This is a genomic window from Brevibacillus sp. MS2.2 (assembly GCF_013284345.1).
Classification (GTDB): Bacteria; Bacillota; Bacilli; order Brevibacillales; family Brevibacillaceae; genus Brevibacillus; species Brevibacillus brevis_C.
Window position 1 is genome coordinate 318,902 of the sequence record NZ_JABSUZ010000002.1, and the last position, 20,437, is coordinate 339,338.

Consider the following 20,437-nt stretch of genomic DNA (forward strand, 5'->3'; position numbering starts at 1 on the left):
TTACACGTAAAATAAGGCTATTGTAAGCAAAGGAGACGTTTGTATGGACCAAGTATTGTCTTCTGTTCGAAATGGCTGTCGGCTGTTAAAAATATTTCTCGATTCGCCAAAGGAACTCGGGGTAACGGAGCTCAGCAAAAAGCTCCAGCTGTCTAAGGGAGCCGTTCACAAGCTCCTGTCCACGCTGGAGTCTGAAGGCTTTATCCGCCAAAATGAAAAAACCAAGCAGTATACGCTTGGCTACACGCTTTTGGAGCTGGGCACGAAGGTGCTCACGAATCACGATATCGTTGATTTTTCCAAACCGTTTCTGGACCAGCTTGTCTCACGGACAAACGAATTGGCGGTCTTATGTGTACAAGATTCCAAGGACGCAATTTATGTCGCCAAAGAGGATTCGCTTCATCCTGTTCGGTTTACCGTCGAATCCTTCCGACGTTTTCCCCTTTACTCTACCTCCGCCGCCAGGGTTTTGCTCGCCTATCAGCCGGAGGAGTTTCAGGATGAGATTTTGCAGGAACACCCGCTGAAAAGCTACACACCTCATTCGTACACGTCAATCGAGCAAATCAAAGAAGATTTGGTGACGATCCGCAAGCGAGGCTATGAAATCAGCTCGAATCGGCGCAATACAGGCGTGACCGGAATCGCTGCCCCGATTTTTGATTCAACTGGACACGTAACTGCATCCGTCAGTGTCATCGGTCCCTCCGACCGCGTGATGCCGAAACAAGAAGAGATTTTACAAGAAACGCTAGCGACGGTACGTGCGATGTCTGCTCAGTTAGGGTATCGAATGTCTTGAGCATAGCTTGAGTTTCCATGAAAAAACCTCCTGTTCATCAGTCTGCTCCGATGACAGGAGGTTTCTCTTTATGCTGACTCCCTCAGCTTCCATTGTAGATGAAAGCTCCCGACGCACAGCGGACTCCTGCGCATACTCTGCTGTTCAATGCCAGGCCGTAGCGTCGAGCCGAGATCGACCAGTTCATGATTCCTTGGGAATTTAAGCCGATTACGGCAAATCCCCGCTTCATTGGGAGAGTAGCGAATAGGGTTACTGGCGATATACTACATCATCTTTACTTAAAACAAAGAGGATATTATCGATACAATTAATTAATTTAATCGTTACACTAAACGTAAGATACAGTAAATACTAATTAATCGCGAATGCGCTCTGAAGTGTGTCCTGTAATTTTTTGTACATCATCTTCGTATTCAAATGCAATGCTTCCACCTATAGGAATTGAGAAAGCACCTGACCAATGTATTTTGTACTGTGTATGTAGATAATGGCTAAATACATCATATCTCTCTCCGCCCCAAGAAGAACCCTCAGGTTCTACATCGACTTTCATGTAGCCTCTTATATTTTTGATATGCTGTCTTCTATTATTATTTAAACTGGGGAAGTTCACGTTAAATGCGTAACCACCTTCGTCCCGCAAATCTGCTTTACTATCTGTCTTACTATCAGAGTACCACTCATTAATAGGATCTCCATACTTATCGTATTCACCGTTGAACCCATATAAACGATATTTCAGAGAAAAATCCTCAGTACCAGGCATTAGTCGAGCATTTTCGCTAACACCAATGGCAAGAATATCATCATAAAGATCTGCTTCTGTAAAGCCATATGTAGAACTATTATCTGCAAATTCGAAACGTGCTGAAGCTTGTGCGTCCCAGTCCACTTCGTCATATATGAACCATGTCTCTAAGGTTATATAATCATGACGATCTTCAATATCGTGTCCTAGAGTCGAAATTAAGCCAGATTCTCCATCTTTTTCTTTTTGTTCGTTAGATTCTTGGTTTTCAGTTACCTTTGTATCAAATTCTTTTTTGGTAAGTTGCTCGACTGCGACTTCACCATTTGGCTCTCTTGTTAGCTCATAGTATTCCTCTTTCTTACTAACTACTGGTTTTTCCATAGATAAATAATCTTGAACAAATCCATCCTCTACTAAATCCTCAATGTGTTGATCAGAGAATTTAAAGACTTCCTTTAGTTTTTTCATTTCTGATTGACTCAAATTGTCATTAGATTTAGCCAAAATTATAGTAGAATCCATATAAAATATAGATGTAAGCAACACTGCCGATATGGCCATTTTTGCTTTTTTTAACATTTCTTACACTCCTTGTTATATAATTAAGAGAAAACGAAAAGGTGAGATTCATTGAAAATTGGTAAAAAATACTTTGCCTCTACACTAATTGCTGCATTAGTAGTCACCAATATCTTCTCAATATGGGGATTAGTAAAAACTAAAAACCATTTAGAACTTTACCAAAAGCGCAATGATGTTGATTTTCAAAGAAGTTTAAGATCCATCGCTACTTCATTAAGGCAAAGCACTGATTGGGATACAAAATATAAATTAGCGCTTTCCCATGCGAGTAAAGTTCAAATTCTTGTTGATAGTACCTCATTTACTGTAGGTACAACTGAAGAAGCCAAGAATGTACTTAGTTACGGATACATGCTAGAAAACTACTTTCAAAATTATCAACATGCAACAATCGATGATAATCCCCAAGAATTAGAAGAGTTTATTAAATGTGTCGAAGCATTATCATCTAACCCCTCAGATAGTGAATCCGCCAAAAGACTAATTTCACTTATGAAATAAATTAATTCCACCCCCAATACAAAATGTGATAAAAATTACCAATATTACCCTTTTATCACATTTTGTATATTATTGTCAATTTTATACATTAATGTAAATTTTTTATATTTTTAATGCACTACTTTCTAACTTCGAATAATAGATGTATTCATCTGAATCTCTGATATGGAATAGGATAAAGACACACACCAGTATCAAGCCTTATATTAGCTTCATCGACTTCAGGTTACGGGGAGGCTTAAATGCCAAACCCTTGCCCGCCTCAATATCTGAGAGGACGTTATCAAAAAACTTACGAGTACCTATGTTGTTTTTCCCACCGCACCGCCCGTACTTTGGCTGTCCTGGGAGCTACACTCCCTTATAAGGTCTACTTTTTTTGTCTCTTTTCTATAGAACACTTTACTACTGTTAGACTCCCGAGATATTAAGTTAAATTTTTCATGTAGAGGAGAAACGGTTTAGTTCGTTTTTCGTCTACTAATTGTGAAACGTATTTACGTGTAAACAGAAAGGAAATGACATCCTATGAGAAAAACATATTTGCTGCTTTCTTCTTTGTTATTCTGTGCTTTGCTTGTTCCTGACGCTCATGCAGCTTCACAGCAAGGAACGGTTGCACCTGTTCCTCCCCAAGTAATGGTTCCAACAAGTAGCAAGGATAAACAAGGAAATACCCTTGAAAAATCAATGGCATATGTGAAAACGCTACAAGTAAAAAATGGAAAACTAATCGTTTCGCTGGACTATGTTCAATGGTTTTTCGGTGAGGCAGCTGTAAAAGCTTATCGTCAAGATCATCCATTAGAAAAAGAGGACTATCCTATGCCATATTACATTCGTAATAGCAGTCCTAAAATTAGAACGTTTGAAATTTCTCCAAAGGCTTCGTTTACTCTTCAAACCAACTCTACTCAAGGCGAGAATTTCCATTGGAATGAAGCAGTAAACGCCGATACTTTTAAAAAGTTTGTACTATCCAAGGGAATTCCTTATCAGATACCATTCCACGTTGAAGTAAAGAATGGAATCATCACAAAAGTTACAGAACAGTACGTCCCCTAATTATTAGCAGCACTCCCTTTTTGGGATGCTGCTTTTCCTCACCCGATCCCTTGGATTGGGTTTTTATTTTCCCGTTCCACTTGCAAATAAGGCTCCCATGCACGTTTCAACAGACGAATCCCACCCTCAATCTCCTCGATGGTCTGCCCCCCGAATCCGAACTGAAAAGCCGGAAGTCCATTTTCCTGCGGATGAACCCATTTATGTGCGGTTGGATAGACACGAACGCCTGATGCAGCCGCAATTTGCGTCAACTGTTGCGGTGTGCTCTTACTTTCCACTTCTACCGTTACGGACAGCCCAGCATCCTGACCTTTGATCCGGATGTACGTTCCAAAGTGTTCCTGCAAGCACTGAAGCAGCACCCCATGCTTTTTGCGGTAAAGCGTCCGCATCTTGCGAATATGCCGCTCCCAATCGCCATTTTTCATGAACAAGGCCAGCGTCTCCTGATGAATACGCGATGCCGACTGGTCAAAATCCGCCAATTTCTCCTGATACACCGCCAATAACGCTTGTGGCAAAACCATATAGCTCATCCGAATCGACGGCAGCAACGCCTTGGAGAACGTCCCCAAATAAATGACGCGTCCCTGCGTATCCAGCCCTTGAAGGGAAGGTATCGGCTTGCCATGATAGCGAAACTCACCGTCGTAGTCATCCTCCATGATGTAGCTCCCCGTCTGATTCGCCCAGTGTAGCAGCTTTAGCCGTTTGGCATACGGCATAACAATACCAGAAGGGTCCTGATGAGACGGAGTGATATAAACGAGCTGCGCTCCACTCTCACTAAGCGCTTCCACATCAATCCCATCCTCCTCCAGCTTGATCGGGCGCACATCATAGCCCAAATGGGAAAACACGGCACGAACACCGTGATAGCCCGGCTCTTCCATCGCAACAGCCTGTCCTCGTATCCCGAATAAGATCATCAATAAGCTGATCATCACTTGCGTTCCCGCACCGATCACTATTTGTTCCGGCGTAGCTTGTACACCTCGAGCACGTCCGAGATAACGTGCGAGCTCCTCCCGCAGCTGCGGCTCTCCTTGTCCATCGCCGTAGTAGAGCACATGCTTGTTTTCTTCCTGCATGCATTGGTTGGTGTACTTGCGCCAACGCTCAAAAGGAAAATGCTCGGCATCTACGCGGGCTTGGTGAAAATCATATTGGACCGGGACTGGTAAAGACGTAGGTGCAGGCGTTTGGACGTGAGCCGTTTTACTTGGTTGCTGCCCTTTCCCTGTAGATACAGGTACAGGCACTGGCCCATCCCAGTCCACATCGACCACATAAAATCCGCTGCGCTCCCAACTCTCAATGTAGCCTTCTGCCATGAGCTGGTGATAGGCGCTCTCGACAGTTGTTTTACTCACTTGCAAAAATCCGCTCAATGCCCGAACAGAAGGCAGACGCGTCCCGGAGATCAAGCGCCTCCCCTGTATTTCTGTACAAAAATAGCGATATAGCTGTAGATAGAGAGGCTCGCTCCCTTCTACAAAGCGGGGACTAATATCTAGCAAGCTACATCCTCCTCGCTGTCCAAATGAAAAACCGACGGAGACAAAAATCCCCATCGGCACTCACGTTTCCATTACACCAATATTACGCCAAATACGCCTCTCTTACCTGCGGATTCATCAATAATGTCTGAGCGTCGTCTTGCAAAATAATTTCGCCTGTCTGAATCACATAACCGCGATGCGCGACAGACAGCGCCTGATTCGCATTTTGCTCGACCAAGAGAATCGTCATGCCTTCCTTGTTCAGCTCTGTAACGATGTCAAAAATCTGCTCCACCAGAATCGGCGCCAATCCCATCGACGGTTCATCGAGCATGAGAATTTTTGGCTTCATCATCAGTCCACGAGCAATCGCCAGCATTTGCTGCTCGCCCCCGGACATCGTGCCACCTTTTTGACTAACCCGTTCCTTCAATCGCGGAAAGTAAGCAAAGGCACGCTCAATTCCTTCTTCAATCACCTTTTTATCAGATACACTGAAGGCACCCATCTCCAAATTCTCACGTACGGTCAGTTTGGGAAAAATACGGCGACCTTCCGGAACATGAGCAATTCCTGCTAAAGCAATATCATGGGTACGCATCTGTGTAATGTCTTTGCCATTAAAGATGACTTTTCCTTCTTTGGCACGGGTTTGCGCACATATCGTTTTCAACGTAGTGGATTTACCTGCCCCGTTGGAGCCGATCAGCGTCACCACTTCGCCTTCGTTTACCGTTATGCTCAATCCTTTTAATGCGTGGATGCCGCCGTAATACGTATGAACGTTAGTCAGCTCTAGCAATGCCATCGATTTTCCTCCTTCTACGACACGTCCGACGCACTTTTTCCGAGATAGGCCTCAATGACGTTAGGGTTGTTGCGGATTTGTTCGGGTGTACCTTCTGCAATTTTTCTCCCGTAATCCAGCACGTGAATGTACTCGCTAAGTCCCATGACCAGCTTCATATCATGCTCGATCAAAATGATCGTCAAATCGAGCTCTTTTTTCAGCCGACGAATAAAATCCGTCATCTCAACCGTCTCGCGAGGATTCATCCCTGCCGCCGGTTCATCGAGCAAAATAATTTGCGGATTGGTCGCCATCGCCCGGGCAATTTCCAGTCTTCGTTGCAACCCGTAAGGCAGACTCCCTGCTGCTTCATTGGCAATATGTGCGATCCCGACATACTCCATGAGCTGATAAGCCTCGACGCGCGTCCGTTCTTCCTCCTGGCGTACACGCTTGGAGTTGAACAGGATTCCAAGAATTCCAGCCGATAAGCGGCTATGCACACCCACCATGACATTTTCCAATGCCGTCATTTCTTTGAACAGACGAATGTTTTGAAAGGTGCGCGTGACACCGCGACTCGCGATCTGATCAGGACGAAGCTTCTTGATGCTTTTGCCATTCAGCAGGATTTCTCCCTCGTCTGGCTCGTAAAATCCGGTAATCATATTGAAAAAAGTCGTTTTTCCGGCCCCATTCGGACCGATGACCGCCGTAATACTTCCTTTTTCGATGTCAATCGAGACGTCTTGATTGGCTACCAAGCCACCGAAGCGCTTCGTTAAATTTTTTGCCTCTAACAATGCCATGCTCATTTCCCTCCTCGTCCGCTATGACTGTTTTCCAGAAGTCAATTGGGACAGTCTGCCGAGAATCCCCAGCTTTTCTTTGCCAAACTCGCTCTTTTTGATCGCATCGAGATTGTTTTTCTTCCGTTTGGCCGGAATCAATCCGTTAGGGCGATACAAGGCAACGAGAATGAGCATAATTCCGAAAATGAGTCGCTGAAACTTGGATGGGTCCAACTGGTTAGGCAAACTGATGATCCCCGCATTTTGCAGACCGTGCAGGAAGTTGGAAAATTCCTTCAACAGCTGTACCTGCAAGATTGTCACAAATGCGGCGCCAAGCACAACGCCTGGAATACTGCCACTCCCACCCAGAATGACCATGACCAATATCCCGATCGATTCCATCAGCGTAAAGGAAGTCGGATCGATAAACGTCTGTTTGGCAGCAAAGATAACACCGACGACACCAGCGAAGGAAGCACCCAGTGCAAATGCTGCCAGCTTGGTATTCAACAGGGAAATCCCCATCGACTGGGCAGCCAGCTCATCCTCACGTACCGCAATCCATGCACGCCCCAAACGGGAATGCTCAAAGCGTATATTCGCCAAAACGATAAAGGCAATCACAAACAACACAATGAAGTAAAAGTAAAACGGCGTCCCCATTTTGATCCCAAACAGCTCAGGAGACGGAATCGGCGTGATTCCCTGTGGACCGTTGGTGATGTTGATGGGCTTGTCCAGGTTGTTGAAGACAATGCGAATGATTTCACCGAAGCCCAAGGTCACGATCGCGAGGTAATCCCCTTTTACTCTGAGAACTGGCAATCCTAGCAATATTCCGAAAACAGCAGCCACAATCAAGCCGACTATGAGAAATGGCCAAAACCACTCACCGGAGAGCGGGAACAGATTCCCTGCAATAAACTCATTCGCTTGCGAGGTCGAGAAAATCGCGTACGCATAAGCCCCAGCAGCAAAAAACGCAACGTAACCCAAGTCAAGCAGACCAGCAAAGCCTACTACGATATTCAAGCCCAAAGCCATCGCTACGTAGATGCCAACCTGTGAAGCTACCTCCATGTAGTAACGGTTTTCACCGGCTACCAACGGAATGATCAGGAGGAGAACGATAGCGCCAATCGCCATTTTGATCGACTTGGAGGTATTAGTGTAATAGACAAGCACAATGGAAGAAAGAATGCCGAGAAACGCGATAACCGATTTATCCATGAGGTACAACGCGGCAGAAAAAGCTACAATCCAGATCAACGTAAATACGAGCGGAATGCCTTTGAACGATTTCCAAGCGAGATTTGCCATTTATTTCACCTACACTTTCTCTTTTACAGCTTCGCCAAACAGTCCTTCCGGCTTGAAGAGAAGCACGAGAATTAAAATACTGAACGCAAACACATCTTTGTACTCTGCACCAAAGGCTCCGTTGGTCAGCGGCCCCATAAAGGCACCGGACAGAGATTCTAAAAGACCGAGGAGTACGCCACCGATCATCGCACCACGCAGGTTCCCAATCCCGCCGAGGACGGCAGCGGTAAATGCTTTTAGACCAAGAATAAAACCGATATACGGATCGATCGTCCCGTAGTTTTGCGCAAACAGAACACCTGTCGCGCCACCCAGACTGGAGCCAATCAAAAACGTAAGCATGATTACTTTGTTTACATTTATGGTCATCAGCGAAGCCGTACTCTGGTCTTGTGCAACGGCGCGCATGGCGATTCCCCACTTTGTTTTATTCACAAACAACGTCAACGCAATCATCATGACGATCGCAATTACAATTACGATTAATCCTTTTGTTGGGATCGTAGCAATACTACCTATTGGAATCGAACCTGTAAAAAGAGCGGGACTATTCAGATAAAACTCATTACGAGCTAGTGCTTCTGTAAAACGTACGAGGTCCTGTAGCAAAAACGATACGCCAATCGCCGAAATCAACGGCACAAGACGAGGTGCTCCACGCAATGGTCGATAGGCAATCCTCTCAATTCCTACCCCCAAAGCACCAGTTAATACCATGGCAATTATGAGTGTTATGAAAAGTGCGACAAATGGATTCATACCTTCGAGTGCCCCTAGCGCATCAGAGATCAATAATACCTCTGTACCGATAAAGGCTCCGACCATGAAAATGTCTCCATGAGCAAAGTTGATAATTTCCAAAATCCCGTAAACCATTGTGTAGCCTAAAGCCACGACTGCGTACATAAATCCAAGTGTCAATCCGTCAACCAACACCTGAGGCAAAATGTTGATCATGCTTTCCCATCCCTCATTTCTCATGTAAACTTGTACAAATTTTCTGCATTCATTCGGTTGACTGGACTTGTTTTCTCGTGGAAAAGGGGCCAACACCGGCGTGCAGCCCCCCTATCCTGATATGAGGCATGGGAGTGTGTGCGCATTGTGTGGTGTGATTACTCGGCCTTGCCTACGAAAATGGATTTGTCCTTGTCAAACTTGTAAATAAATACATCTGCATTTGTGTTGTCACCTTTTTCATCAAAGGTAACCTTGGTGAATTGACCCTGAAAATCCTTGGTTTTGTGGACTGCATCGAGGACTTGCTCGCGGGTTGGTTTTTTGCCTCCGTTTGCTTTGGTAGCTTCCAAAACACCATTGAGGATGACGTTCATAGAGTCGAAACCGTAGACGGAATAGGTTTCCAGAGGCTTGTTTGTGACTTTTTTGTACTCTTCAGCCCATTTCTTGCCCTCTTCGGTCTGCGTTACGTCCCCTGCTACTGACGTAAAGACTACACCTTCGACAGCAGCTCCGGCTATTTTTATCATATCAGAAGAATCCAAGCCGTCGCCACCCATAAAATAACCCTTAAATCCTTTTTCACGAGCTTGTTTGATCAAGATTCCACCTTCTGGATAAAGACCGCCGAAAAAGATGATGTCCGGGTTTTTCACCGTTACCTGGTTAAGTACCGCGCTGTAGTCCTTTTCGCCCTGGGTAATGCCTTCGAAGCCAAGGATTTGAACTCCATCCTTTTCGAATTGCATCTTTACTTGATCACTCAGACCTTGGCCGTATGCAGTCTTATCATGGATAATATAGGCCGTTTTTACACCAAGTGTATTTTTTGCATAAAGAGCAGCCTTTGGTCCTTGCGCGTCATCGCGAGCACAGATTCGATGGACGGTTTTCTTGCCTTCCTCCGTGAGCTTTACCCCTGTGTTTGCTGGAGATACCATGACCAGCTTGCCTTCCTCGTACTTCACAGACGATGGAATGGCAACACCTGTGTTATAGTGCCCAACTACACCGTACACATCGGGATCAGAGATGAGCATCTCCGCATTGGATACCCCGATTTTCGGGTCGCCTTGATCATCCTGAGGGAAAAGCTGGAGATCAAAGCCAAGTGCTTTAAACTCTTCCTTGCGCTTTTCGAGTGCGTAACCTGCGCCTGTCTTAATCGCATCTCCCACAGCAGAATTGCTCCCGGATAGTGGGGATTGTGTGGCGATCTTGATGAGACCGCCCTCGGTCTTTCCGTTTCCGCTGTTGCTTGGAGCTGGCTGACTTTGCCCCCCGCTTGCGTTACTACCGCCGCTTGAATTACTGTTTCCTGCGCAACCTGTTAATGCCATACTCGTAGCCAATACCGCAGATAAAACCCCGACATAAGAGCGCTTTTTCATTCAGAATGAATCCCCCTTTTATCATTCTTTGTTCTTGTTACCCAGTCCATCTACCTCGCTAGCCAGGTTGCGACTTTCAAAAACAATGACTCTTCGGGGATAAAGATAGATGAGGCTTGGTTGTTTTTATTTTAAAATAAATCTGATAATTTACAAGAAGTAAAATATATTTTATATACATATATCATTGATGTACAAACAATTACAAATCGATTATGACCGCAAGCGTCCCTTAAGGTAGAGGGAGTGCCGGAACGATGATTTGCCCACTCTTAACATCGACAATGCCTGTTGCTGTAAGACGGGCATACGGCAAGTGGGTAGCGGTAAAAAACAAAATCGAATAAATCGGGTCAAGATGGACATGGCCTTTGGAACGGAGCTGATTTACCAAATTTTCACCCATGCTGATCACTTCCTCCATCGGTGCAGATGCGAATTTTCCAGTAAGAGGCAATGGGCATTCACAAATTACTTTTCCTTCATCGATCAGGACGACCCCGCCTTTTATTTCCCGAGTACGTTCCAATGCTTGTGCCATCGCGTGGGGATTGCGTCCGATTACGATCCAATCGCCAGACGCTGAATAGGTGCTGGCCAGCCCTTCGAGATGCTCACCGAAGCCGCGAAGCACTGCCAATGTTCGGTTGCCGCCAGTTGCATCGATGGTCGCGATCAGCGCCAACTGCGGATCATGCTGCAAAGATACATAACCATCCTGATCAACGGGCATGTCCTCTAGCGACAACCGGGTGATAACGGCATTCAGCATCTGTAACACAGGGGCCTTGCCGTCTTCATCTGGCCGCAAGCGGAACCAATCAGGATGTGCCTGCTTTTTCAATGGATCTGTCAAACGTAACGAAGCTTCGTCCCATTGAGGCTGAACGGTTGGGACGAGCAGGGTTCCCTTTTCTGCCACCCGTTGTCCATTTGCAATCACGATGGATGGTGTCGGTTGATCCTTTGCCGTCAACAACAGCATATCCGCGATTCGGCCCGGCGCAATTCCTCCGATCTCCGCGTCCAGCCCGTAATAGACAGCCGGGTTCAGCGTCGCCATGACATACGCTTCTTCTGGTGGCATCCCCGCTTCGATGGCCACACGGATCGTACTATTCATGAACCCGTCACGATGCATCGGCGGCGTACTTCCATCTGATGTGAGCATCATCCGTGATGACCACGGCACACCCAGCGCAAGCCACCCTTTCACCAGCTCCGGCAGATCAGGGCGAATCGAGGAATGGCGCAGTGTCGCATACATACCTAAACGGATACGCGCCAGCAAATCTGCTGCATCGATGGCCTCATGACAAGCTGTTACGCCGGCTGCTGCGGCAATGTTCAAGGTCTCATAAGAAGCTCCCGGATGATGTCCCTCCATCCTTTTGCCCAAGTCCCGCGTATGCTTCAAACCAAAAAGCAGCGTTTCATCCTCTTGTAAAACGCCGCCCCAATTCGTCAACTCCCCACCCTGAATCACGCGTGGATGCTCCAGCATTCGCGCCAAGCTTTCCTTGGTGAACGCCGGATGAGCTTTCCCTGTCTGCGGATCGAGTCTGCCCCAGAAAAATTGCTTCACCGGATGAGCAACCAGAGAATCCATGATCGCTGCCGTTTGCGAAAAAGGCAGATGCATCAGCATCAATGAGTCCGACATCATTCCAGTCGTTCCCGTTTGCAGAGCAAAGTCAGCCAACGTGTAAGGGTTGTACCATTGAAACGGATGTGCGTGTGGCTCGATGTAACCCGGAACGAGATACTGTCCAGCCGCCTCGATGATGACAGTCTGATCATCGACCAACGGCTCTTTTTCTCCTACATAAGCAATTCGTTCTCCTGCCACTGCGACGTGATGCTCTTGCCATTCTTTTGTATACACATTCAGTACGCTTGCGCCTTTTATCCAGAGGCTTGCCGGTGCCTGACGTCTACTCACGCGAATCATGTTCAAGTAATCACGATCTGATATGGCTCGTACGCGCATCATTTCTTCTCTCCTTGTTGGTCTGCCGATGTCTACAGCTTCGCCGCCCATAAATCATTCCCCTGCAAGCTTGGTGGTGGTAGTAACAATTCCCACGGGTGTCTTGTCGCCCTTCATCGCAGACTATCGAATAGAAGTAATTGCGACAGGAGGACAACTCTCATGCACAAAAACGTAGGTAGAACTGACGCGCTGATTCGTATAACGGGCGGTCTGTTAGGCTTGGCATACGGCATCGGTAGAATGAACCGTCGCCCATACAACACTCCATGGCTGCTCATGGCTTTTTCAGCCATGAAAGTAGCAGAAGGAGCTACTCGCTTTTGTCCGATGTACGCAGCGATGGGCATCAATACGAAAAAAGGGAATGGCATGCAGGGCATGATGGATCAACTCAAGAAAAAAGGCGTACAGATGGCAGTCAATCAGTTCACGCGCTCCATGAATATTGCGCCCATCAAAGACTCGAACAACAGCCAGGATGATGCGAGCAATACGCCATCTACCACCAATAAGACAAACATACAGTATTCTGCAAGCCCTCAATCATCAACGAATCAGGAAAAACAACCAATCAACAATCTGCAAAACACGAAGCTTACCTCCGAGGATCAACTTCTCGAAAAGGCGGCAAGAGAGTTCATTTCATTTCGCTCCCAAGAAAATAATAACAGCAGCACTACTCGCTACCCCACGTACAGATAAGGAGAGGAGGCACTGCATATGCTTGTCGGCTCCCAGATGTATGAATGGATGTCCCATAACTTCTTTGTTATTGCCACGATCATTGGCGTCATCGGCGTGATGGGATATTACTTCTTTCGGACGTCGAAAAGAAGAGGAAGATATCGACAATAGCCAATCATAGACAGGAAGACGAAAAGCCCGTTACATTCGATGAAAATGTAACGGGCTTTTCACAAATCATATTAGAAAGGGAATTTGCGCGGTTCTGTCTGGACGGACACCCATTTTACTGTCGTGAATTCTTCCAAGCCGATTTCACCGCCGTAGCGGCCAATGCCGGAGCTTTTCTCTCCACCAAACGGAGCGTTCATATCCAAGTTAGCAGTAGCGTCATTGACATGTGTCATGCCACTTTCGACAGCACGTGCAAATGCAATGCCTTTCTCCAAATCCTGCGTAAACACTGCGCCAGACAAGCCATACTCTGTGTTATTGGCCCACTCCAGCACTTCTTCATCTGACTCGAATGGAATAATGGTTGCAATGGGTCCGAAAATTTCGGTTTGCGCCAGTCGCGACTCCTGCTTCACATCTGCAAAAACATACGGAGTCAAAATATTGCCGATACGCTTACCTTCCAGCACAACACGTGCGCCATCCTGCTTTGCATCCTCCGCAATACCGATGACCTTCTGCATTTGGCGTTCGTTGATCAGTGGACCGATAATTACTTTTGGATCGATTGGGTCGCCGTATGGCAGTTGCTCTGCTCGTTCCGCGAAACGGCGGACAAACTCGTCGTAATGCTTGCGATGAACGAACATGCGATTTGTGCACACACATACTTGTCCAACATTGAAAAATTTTCCGAATACGGCTGCATCAATCGCAGCATCCAGATCAGCATCTTCCAGTACAACGAACGGATTGTTACCGCCGAGTTCAAGAGAAACACGCTTCAGATGCTGGCCGCACAATGCGCCGATATGACGACCGACATTTGTAGATCCCGTAAAGGAAATGATCCGTGGAACCGGGTGTTCGATCAAGTAATCTCCTACCTCTGCGATATCATAGCTGACGACATTCAGAACACCTTTTGGAAGGCCTGCTTGCTCAAAAATATCAGCAATAAACGGGCCACCCGACATGTATGTGCCAGAATCCGGCTTGAGAACGAGAGCGTCACCCACAGCAATCGCCGGAGCGATTACGCGTATCGCAGACATAAGCGGGAAATTGAAAGGTGTAATGACACCGATCACACCGATTGGGTGACGGTAGACATGATTCTCTTTGCCAGGGACAGTACCTGGGAAAATTTGTGGCTCATACATGCGATCCACATACTCAATAGAAGCCACGATCATCCCAACTGAAACCATGAATTCGGCCATCGCTTTGACGAACGAGCTTCCTGTCTCCTTTATCATGATTCCAATGTATTCGTCTTTTCTTTCCTGCATGAGCTGAGCTGCACGTCGCAGCACTTGCTTCTTCTCGTCAGCCGAAGCCTGTGCCCATTTTTTCTGCGCTTGCTTCGCTGCTTGGTATGCTTCATCAATGTCGTTTCGATTCGCCAGCTTCATGCGGGCTACCACGTCACCATTGTAAGGGTTTACATTTTCATACACATAATCACTTGAGCCTTCGCGCCAAACCCCGTTGATATATTGCATGGAGAATTTATCTGCCATCTCTCGGTGACCCCCTTAAAATTTTGTAATGACAGTTACCCCTACGCCGCCATAAGAAACCATTTCATCGAATGCAGCATTGATGTCATCCAAAGCGATTTGTTTTGTGATCAATTTCCCTGGTGCGACCTTGCCTTGGCTGACCATATTAAGCATTGCCGGAAACTCCGGGATCGGCATGCCAGCAGAACCAATCAGTTGCAATTCGTGTCCGAGCACGAGATTAACCGGAATCGGTGTCATACCGCCGTTTGGATTGGAGCTCAAACCGATTTGTACATGACGTCCACGTTTGCGCAGGCTCATGATCGAATTGAGGCATGTTTCCTGAATACCCAGGGCATCGATGGATAGATGAGCGCCGCCCTTCGTTATTTCCTTGATAGCTTGAGGCGCATTTTCTTCTTTGCTATTAACGGTTGCAACCGCTCCCATTTCTTTGGCGAATGCGAGCTTATCGTCGGCAATGTCGACCGCGATGACGTTCGCGCCTGCTGCTGCTGCAATTTGGATAGCAGATAGCCCCACGCCTCCGGTGCCATAAACAGCAACCCATTCCCCTGGACGAACGTTTCCTTGGGCAACTGTACCATGGAAAGCCGTCATGAATCGGCAACCCATGGCAGCCGCACTCAGGAAATCAACGTTCTCAGGCAGGTGAAGAAGGTTCAGGTCCGCGTTTGGAATGTGGATATATTCTGCATATCCTCCGTTAAAATGCATGCCGACCAATTGGCTGTTATCGCAAACGTTATTGTGACCGGACAAGCAATGCGAGCATACACCATCGCCTTGGGTGAAAGGTACGATAACACGATCGCCTTTTTTGAAATTACGGATGTTGCTTCCGACTTGTTCCACAACACCGCTCATTTCATGTCCGAGAATATGCGGGAAGTTTTGAACCATAGACATCTTTCCGTGAATCGCGTGCAAGTCGCTACGGCATACACCGGACGCCACCAATTTCAAGATAACACCGTCTGGGGTCAATTCAGGGTCTGCGACATGTTTTACAACTAAAGGTTGATTAAAAGCTTCAAGGACAGCAGCTCTCATGCTTTATACAACTCCCATCGACTGAGTATTCGTTCGCCTTCATTATAGGAAGTTATTTTCATAATGAATAATATATTATAATTATCTAAATGATAGATAAACGTCTATATAGAAAGGGAAATAGACAATGGACCTGCTTCAGATGAAATATTTCTTGACTGTAGCCCGGTTGGAACACATGACAAAGGCCGCTGAGGTACTGAATATCAGTCAGCCTTCTTTGAGCATAATGATTGCACGCTTGGAAGAACGCGTGGGTGTACCGTTGTTTGACCGCCACGGTCGCAAAATTCGTTTAAATCAATTCGGAAAGGTATATGCGGAGCATGTAGAGCAAATCTTTCATGTGCTGGAACAAGGTGAAAGCATCGTGCGGGATATGGCCGGGCTAAGTAAAGGAAGCATTACTCTGGCTGTTTCTATTACTGGTGTCATCCCTGATTTATTGGGAAAGTTTTTGCGTCTATATCCGGACGTCCAGTTTCGCCAAGTGTTCGAACCAACACCTGTTGTCAAGAAGATGCTTGAAAATGGCGAGATTGATATTGGTATCACCTCAGGAGTAATCGACAGTCCTGATTTAGAATGGCAACAACTCATTACCGAGGAAATTTATGTCGTGGTCCCAGAAAATCACCATTTGGTGGGCCAAGAATCCGTTCCGTTGAAAATACTGAAGAATGAACACTTTTTGAGTGTACGCCAAGGATTTTGGCTTCGTAACTTCATGGATGAACATTGTTTGCAGGCAGGCTTTTCCCCGAAAGTAATTTTTGAGGTAGACGAGCCTGATGCCATCGTATCCTTGATCAGACAAGGAATCGGGGTGTGCTTCGTCCCTGCTATGAGTTGGAAAATGAGATCGCATCTCATACCAAATAAAATCAGGATTACAGATCCAGAATGTCAGATTACCAGAGGCATTGCGTGGTCACGAAAGCATTATTTATCCCAAGCAGCACAGCGCTTTCGGGAATTTACCATTGATTATTTCAAAGAGTTACAGCGTTTTCCATTTACATAATTACTTGTTATACATATAATTGTCATTGCAAATATTTTGGACGAAAGAGGGTTATTCCCCTGATCGATCATTGGCAAAAAGAACCGGTTGGATTTCTCATTGGAAATACATACCGGAGAATGATTCATTATGTTTCCCTTTTTTTAAAGGAGTTTGATTTGACCACGGAGCAGTTTGCCGTCCTTTATCGGCTACGAGAAGAAGAGGGCATCAATCAAAAAGAGCTGGCCCAGCGCTCGGCCAAGGATCAGCCTTCCATGACACGCATTTTAGACACACTTGCCAAAAAAGGCTTTATCGAAAAGACATTGAGCGAACAAGACCGCCGCGCCTACATCATTACCCTTTCTCCGAAAGGACGGGAATGGATTGAGCAGGCAATCCCTGTAGAAGCTCATGCCGTTGCAGACATTTTGGAAGGGATCTCTCCTGAAAAGCTGGCCTTCTTACGAGAAATCTTGCTGGAGATTAACGAGAACATCAATAGAAAAACGACAGACTAGGAGTGACAGCATTGGGAGAGAGTAGAGAGAGACTGTGGACGAGAGATTTTGTCCTGTTAACTGTATGCAATTTGTTGTTGTTTCTCACTGTTCAAATGCAGACCCCTACCTTTCCTGCCTATGTGAAGGAAGCGTATCAGGCCAATGATTTTGTCGTCAGCCTGGTCATTAGCTTGTTTTCACTTGCAGCAGTGATCGCAAGGGTATTTACCGGGGAAGCGTTGAAAACAAAAAGCAGTAAGCTCTTGGCGATCGTCGCCCTTGGATTCGTCGCGATTTTTAGCGCAGGCTATTACTGGGCGGGAAGCATTGTTTTCTTTCTTCTGTTGCGAATCCTGGTCGGCATCGGCTTTGGGATGGGTAGCACGACCTTTCCGACGATTGTCTCCAATGTGATTCCTGCCAAACGGATCGGCGAAGGCATGGGGTATTTCGGCTTATCGACCAGCTTGGCAATGGCACTCGGCCCGTTGATTGGACTTGGAGTATTAAATGGGTTTGGATTCGGATCGATGCTCATGGTTCTCGTGTTGCTAGTTGCCATTATTTTTCCGTTGATGCATTTTATTCGCGCCTACAATCAGCTTCCTGTGTCGTCCGGGAACGCACAAACAGTCACAGGCATTCGCCGTTTTTATGATAAAAAGCTGCTGCTTCCAGCTGGACTGAATTTTTGTTTGTCTATTACGTATGGAGGGATTCTCAGCTTTTTGGCCTTGTACGGAAAAGAAGCCCACATTGAGAATGTCGGCTGGTTTTTCCTTACGAATGCACTGGCGATGGTGTTGATTCGTCCGTTTTCCGGCAAGCTGTATGATCGCAAAGGGCACATTGCCGTCCTGCCTCCCGGTGCGATTTTCGTCGGGGTCAGCCTTTTGCTCCTCTCCCTGACAACGACAGAGTCCTTGCTTCTCGTCTCTGCTGCCTTCTACGGGCTTGGCTATGGCATGATTCAGCCATCTATCCAGGCGTGGATGGTGAAGGTCGTCACACCTGAGCAACGAGGCATGGCGAATGGACTGTTCTTTAATTCCATCGATCTGGGCATCGCGGTCGGCTCTATGCTCCTCGGCGTCATTGCGACACATTCGAGCTACTCCGTCATGTACCGCTGGTCGGCAGCTTGCTTGCTGCTGTTCCTTATCGTTTATTTCCTTTCGCAGCTAGCTGCGGCCAAAGCGAAAAAAGCGGCCATCGCAAGTGAAAACGTTGGTGTGTAATAGAAGCTTAAGACTTTGTTCTTGCGTTATGACGGAGCACAGTGCATGTTGGACAACGAGCATTTTGGTCTGCTCTTGTCCTCCTGCTATACGTTCATTCATCACCGTCACGGTAAAGATTGGTCCCCGTAGAATTAGGCGCCTTTTAGCGCCTCTTTCTTTTCTGCGGTGCTGTTAAGCTATATACGATTACTGCAGCAACAATTACCAAAACCACCATAAAGATAAGACCAGGGTAACCTACACTCCCCATAAATACCCCTACCCCCTAAATTTTTACTATTATTGGCATTATACAAATAAAACTACTCCGTTTGTAAGGAATAGTTTTATTTGTATAATGCTATTTTTGGTGTAGACACACCATCCCGCACATGTAAAAAAGCTGTTCCCCACGTAGAAATTTCTACCGAAGGAACAGCTTGTTCTTTTTTATCCCTTTTGCTGATGCTTCATCGCGCGTGCCGCAATATCCGTGCGATACTGCGCCCCGTCAAACGAGATCCCTTGGACCTTCGCATAGGCTGTCTCACGCGCTTGCGCCAAATCCGCTCCTGTTGCCACGACGCCAAGCACACGGCCACCGCTCGTCACGATACCTTCCTCGGTTTCCTTCGTACCTGCGTGAAACACCGTAGCTCCTTCGTTTGCCTGACCCAGCCCGTGAATCAACGCACCCTTTGGATATTCGCCCGGATAACCCGGTGCTGCCATGACGACACAGACAGCACTTCCTTTTTGCCATGTCACATCGACTGCATCGAGCTCCCCATTGACCGTTCCGACAAAAATATCGAGCAAATCTGTTTCGAGCAACGGCAAGAGCACCTGTGTCTCTGGATCGCCAAAACGCGCATTGAACTCCACGACTTTCGGGCCTTGCTCCGTAATCATCAGTCCTGTGTAGAGAATGCCTTTGAACGGAATGCCATCCTTGGCCATTCCTGACGCCATCGGCTGGACAATCGTTTTGACGATCTCGTCCACCAGCTCAGCAGACATTTGCGGTACCGGGGCGTATGTTCCCATGCCGCCTGTATTGGGACCGCGGTCATCATTGAAAATTCGCTTATGATCCTGGGAAGTAATCATCGGCTTAACCGTCTCTCCATCGACGAAAGACAGCAGCGACAGCTCTTCGCCGAACATGCACTCCTCAATGACCACACGCGCTCCCGCTTCACCAAAGACGCTTTCCTGCATGATCTGACGGAGTGCCTCTTCTGCTTCCTCCACCGTCTCTGCGACAACGACACCTTTCCCTGCTGCCAAGCCGTCCGCTTTGACAACGATAGGAGCTCCCTGTTCTCTCACGTACGCACTCGCCGATTCGTAATCCAGGAACGATTCATAGGCAGACGTCGGAATCTCGTAGCGTTTCATTAAACTTTTCGCAAAAGACTTGCTGCCCTCGATCATTGCCGCTTTTTCGTTCGGGCCGTAGATCGGCAGATTGCGCTCCTGGAAAAAGTCCACAATCCCCGCCAGCAAAGGATCTTCCGGGCCAACGACAGTCAGATCAATTCCCTCATCTTTGACGAATTGCGCCAGTGCAGCAAAATCGAAAACGCCAATCGGCACGTTTTGTGCAATTTGGGCGGTGCCCCCATTTCCTGGCGCACAGTATACCTTTGTCACTTTAGAGCTCTGCAACAGCTTCCAGGCAATCGTATGTTCTCGACCGCCGCCGCCGATCACTAATATTTTCATCGTATTTCCTCCTGTGTGAGAGGTGATCCACCCTTTAGTACGTGTTTAAAAAAGCGAACGTTACTCCCGAATAGCCT

The 20,437-nt window shown here is 46.9% G+C and carries 19 protein-coding genes; 8 read left to right on the forward strand and 11 right to left on the reverse strand.

Annotation, left to right across the window (positions count from 1 at the left end):
• The first annotated feature begins 43 nt into the window (after positions 1-43).
• A complete protein-coding gene (locus tag HP568_RS03040; RefSeq protein WP_048031085.1) occupies positions 44-805 on the forward strand; it encodes an IclR family transcriptional regulator in 762 nt (253 codons plus the stop codon).
• A 358-nt stretch (positions 806-1,163) separates the two neighbouring features.
• Here HP568_RS03040 and HP568_RS03045 read toward each other — a convergent pair whose 3' ends face one another.
• Positions 1,164-2,138 carry a hypothetical protein gene (locus tag HP568_RS03045; protein WP_173628281.1) on the reverse strand — a complete coding sequence of 325 codons (975 nt, stop codon included), beginning with the start codon at positions 2,136-2,138 and terminating at the stop codon, positions 1,164-1,166.
• 51 nt (positions 2,139-2,189) lie between these two features.
• Between HP568_RS03045 and HP568_RS03050 the strand changes: the two genes are divergently transcribed.
• A complete protein-coding gene (locus tag HP568_RS03050) occupies positions 2,190-2,642 on the forward strand; it encodes a hypothetical protein (RefSeq protein ID WP_173628282.1) in 453 nt (150 codons plus the stop codon).
• A 528-nt stretch (positions 2,643-3,170) separates the two neighbouring features.
• On the forward strand, positions 3,171-3,707 hold the full coding sequence (locus HP568_RS03055) for a hypothetical protein (protein ID WP_173628283.1): 537 nt from the start codon (positions 3,171-3,173) through the stop codon (positions 3,705-3,707).
• Positions 3,708-3,745: 38 nt separating this feature from the next.
• Here HP568_RS03055 and pdxR read toward each other — a convergent pair whose 3' ends face one another.
• The 7 genes from pdxR to HP568_RS03090 all read right to left on the reverse strand — a co-directional run bounded on the left by pdxR (position 3,746) and on the right by HP568_RS03090 (position 12,460).
• Positions 3,746-5,230 (reverse strand): MocR-like pyridoxine biosynthesis transcription factor PdxR, encoded by a 1,485-nt coding sequence (gene pdxR / locus HP568_RS03060; RefSeq protein ID WP_173628284.1) that lies wholly within the window; start codon positions 5,228-5,230, stop codon positions 3,746-3,748.
• Between the two features lie 82 nt (positions 5,231-5,312).
• Positions 5,313-6,020, reverse strand: a complete 708-nt coding sequence (locus HP568_RS03065) for an ABC transporter ATP-binding protein (RefSeq protein ID WP_007717358.1) — start codon at positions 6,018-6,020, stop codon at positions 5,313-5,315.
• A gap of 14 nt (positions 6,021-6,034) precedes the next feature.
• Complete coding sequence (locus tag HP568_RS03070) at positions 6,035-6,811, reverse strand: ABC transporter ATP-binding protein (RefSeq protein ID WP_173628285.1); 777 nt, start codon at positions 6,809-6,811, stop codon at positions 6,035-6,037.
• A gap of 21 nt (positions 6,812-6,832) precedes the next feature.
• Positions 6,833-8,116, reverse strand: a complete 1,284-nt coding sequence (locus HP568_RS03075; RefSeq protein WP_048031081.1) for a branched-chain amino acid ABC transporter permease — start codon at positions 8,114-8,116, stop codon at positions 6,833-6,835.
• 9 nt (positions 8,117-8,125) lie between these two features.
• Positions 8,126-9,172 carry a branched-chain amino acid ABC transporter permease gene (locus tag HP568_RS03080; RefSeq protein ID WP_082195864.1) on the reverse strand — a complete coding sequence of 349 codons (1,047 nt, stop codon included), beginning with the start codon at positions 9,170-9,172 and terminating at the stop codon, positions 8,126-8,128.
• A gap of 62 nt (positions 9,173-9,234) precedes the next feature.
• A complete protein-coding gene (locus HP568_RS03085) occupies positions 9,235-10,470 on the reverse strand; it encodes a branched-chain amino acid ABC transporter substrate-binding protein (protein ID WP_173628286.1) in 1,236 nt (411 codons plus the stop codon).
• Positions 10,471-10,702: 232 nt separating this feature from the next.
• The gene (locus HP568_RS03090; protein WP_173628306.1) at positions 10,703-12,460 is read right to left on the reverse strand and encodes an adenine deaminase C-terminal domain-containing protein; all 1,758 of its coding nucleotides are present in this window, start codon (positions 12,458-12,460) and stop codon (positions 10,703-10,705) included.
• A 162-nt stretch (positions 12,461-12,622) separates the two neighbouring features.
• Here HP568_RS03090 and HP568_RS03095 point away from each other — a divergent pair, with 162 nt between their 5' ends.
• Together HP568_RS03095 and HP568_RS29980 are read left to right on the forward strand one after the other, a co-directional pair.
• Positions 12,623-13,165, forward strand: a complete 543-nt coding sequence (locus HP568_RS03095; RefSeq protein ID WP_173628287.1) for a YgaP family membrane protein — start codon at positions 12,623-12,625, stop codon at positions 13,163-13,165.
• Positions 13,166-13,183: 18 nt separating this feature from the next.
• The gene (locus HP568_RS29980; RefSeq protein ID WP_255412999.1) at positions 13,184-13,318 is read left to right on the forward strand and encodes an EYxxD motif small membrane protein; all 135 of its coding nucleotides are present in this window, start codon (positions 13,184-13,186) and stop codon (positions 13,316-13,318) included.
• Between the two features lie 71 nt (positions 13,319-13,389).
• On the opposite strand, the gene HP568_RS03100 is transcribed toward HP568_RS29980, so the two are convergent.
• Together HP568_RS03100 and HP568_RS03105 are read right to left on the reverse strand one after the other, a co-directional pair.
• Positions 13,390-14,844 carry an aldehyde dehydrogenase family protein gene (locus tag HP568_RS03100; RefSeq protein WP_173628288.1) on the reverse strand — a complete coding sequence of 485 codons (1,455 nt, stop codon included), beginning with the start codon at positions 14,842-14,844 and terminating at the stop codon, positions 13,390-13,392.
• Between the two features lie 15 nt (positions 14,845-14,859).
• Positions 14,860-15,903: a zinc-binding dehydrogenase gene (locus tag HP568_RS03105; protein WP_173628289.1), complete on the reverse strand. Its 1,044-nt coding sequence runs from the start codon at positions 15,901-15,903 to the stop codon at positions 14,860-14,862.
• Between the two features lie 127 nt (positions 15,904-16,030).
• On the opposite strand from HP568_RS03105, the gene HP568_RS03110 reads away from it, so the two are divergent.
• The 3 genes from HP568_RS03110 to HP568_RS03120 all read left to right on the forward strand — a co-directional run bounded on the left by HP568_RS03110 (position 16,031) and on the right by HP568_RS03120 (position 18,650).
• A complete protein-coding gene (locus tag HP568_RS03110; RefSeq protein ID WP_048031076.1) occupies positions 16,031-16,927 on the forward strand; it encodes a LysR family transcriptional regulator in 897 nt (298 codons plus the stop codon).
• A gap of 119 nt (positions 16,928-17,046) precedes the next feature.
• A complete protein-coding gene (locus HP568_RS03115) occupies positions 17,047-17,430 on the forward strand; it encodes a MarR family winged helix-turn-helix transcriptional regulator (protein ID WP_017249722.1) in 384 nt (127 codons plus the stop codon).
• 11 nt (positions 17,431-17,441) lie between these two features.
• On the forward strand, positions 17,442-18,650 hold the full coding sequence (locus HP568_RS03120) for an MFS transporter (RefSeq protein ID WP_048031075.1): 1,209 nt from the start codon (positions 17,442-17,444) through the stop codon (positions 18,648-18,650).
• Positions 18,651-19,082: 432 nt separating this feature from the next.
• On the opposite strand, the gene purD is transcribed toward HP568_RS03120, so the two are convergent.
• The gene (purD, locus tag HP568_RS03125; RefSeq protein WP_173628290.1) at positions 19,083-20,360 is read right to left on the reverse strand and encodes a phosphoribosylamine--glycine ligase; all 1,278 of its coding nucleotides are present in this window, start codon (positions 20,358-20,360) and stop codon (positions 19,083-19,085) included.
• Between the last annotated feature and the right edge of the window lie 77 nt (positions 20,361-20,437).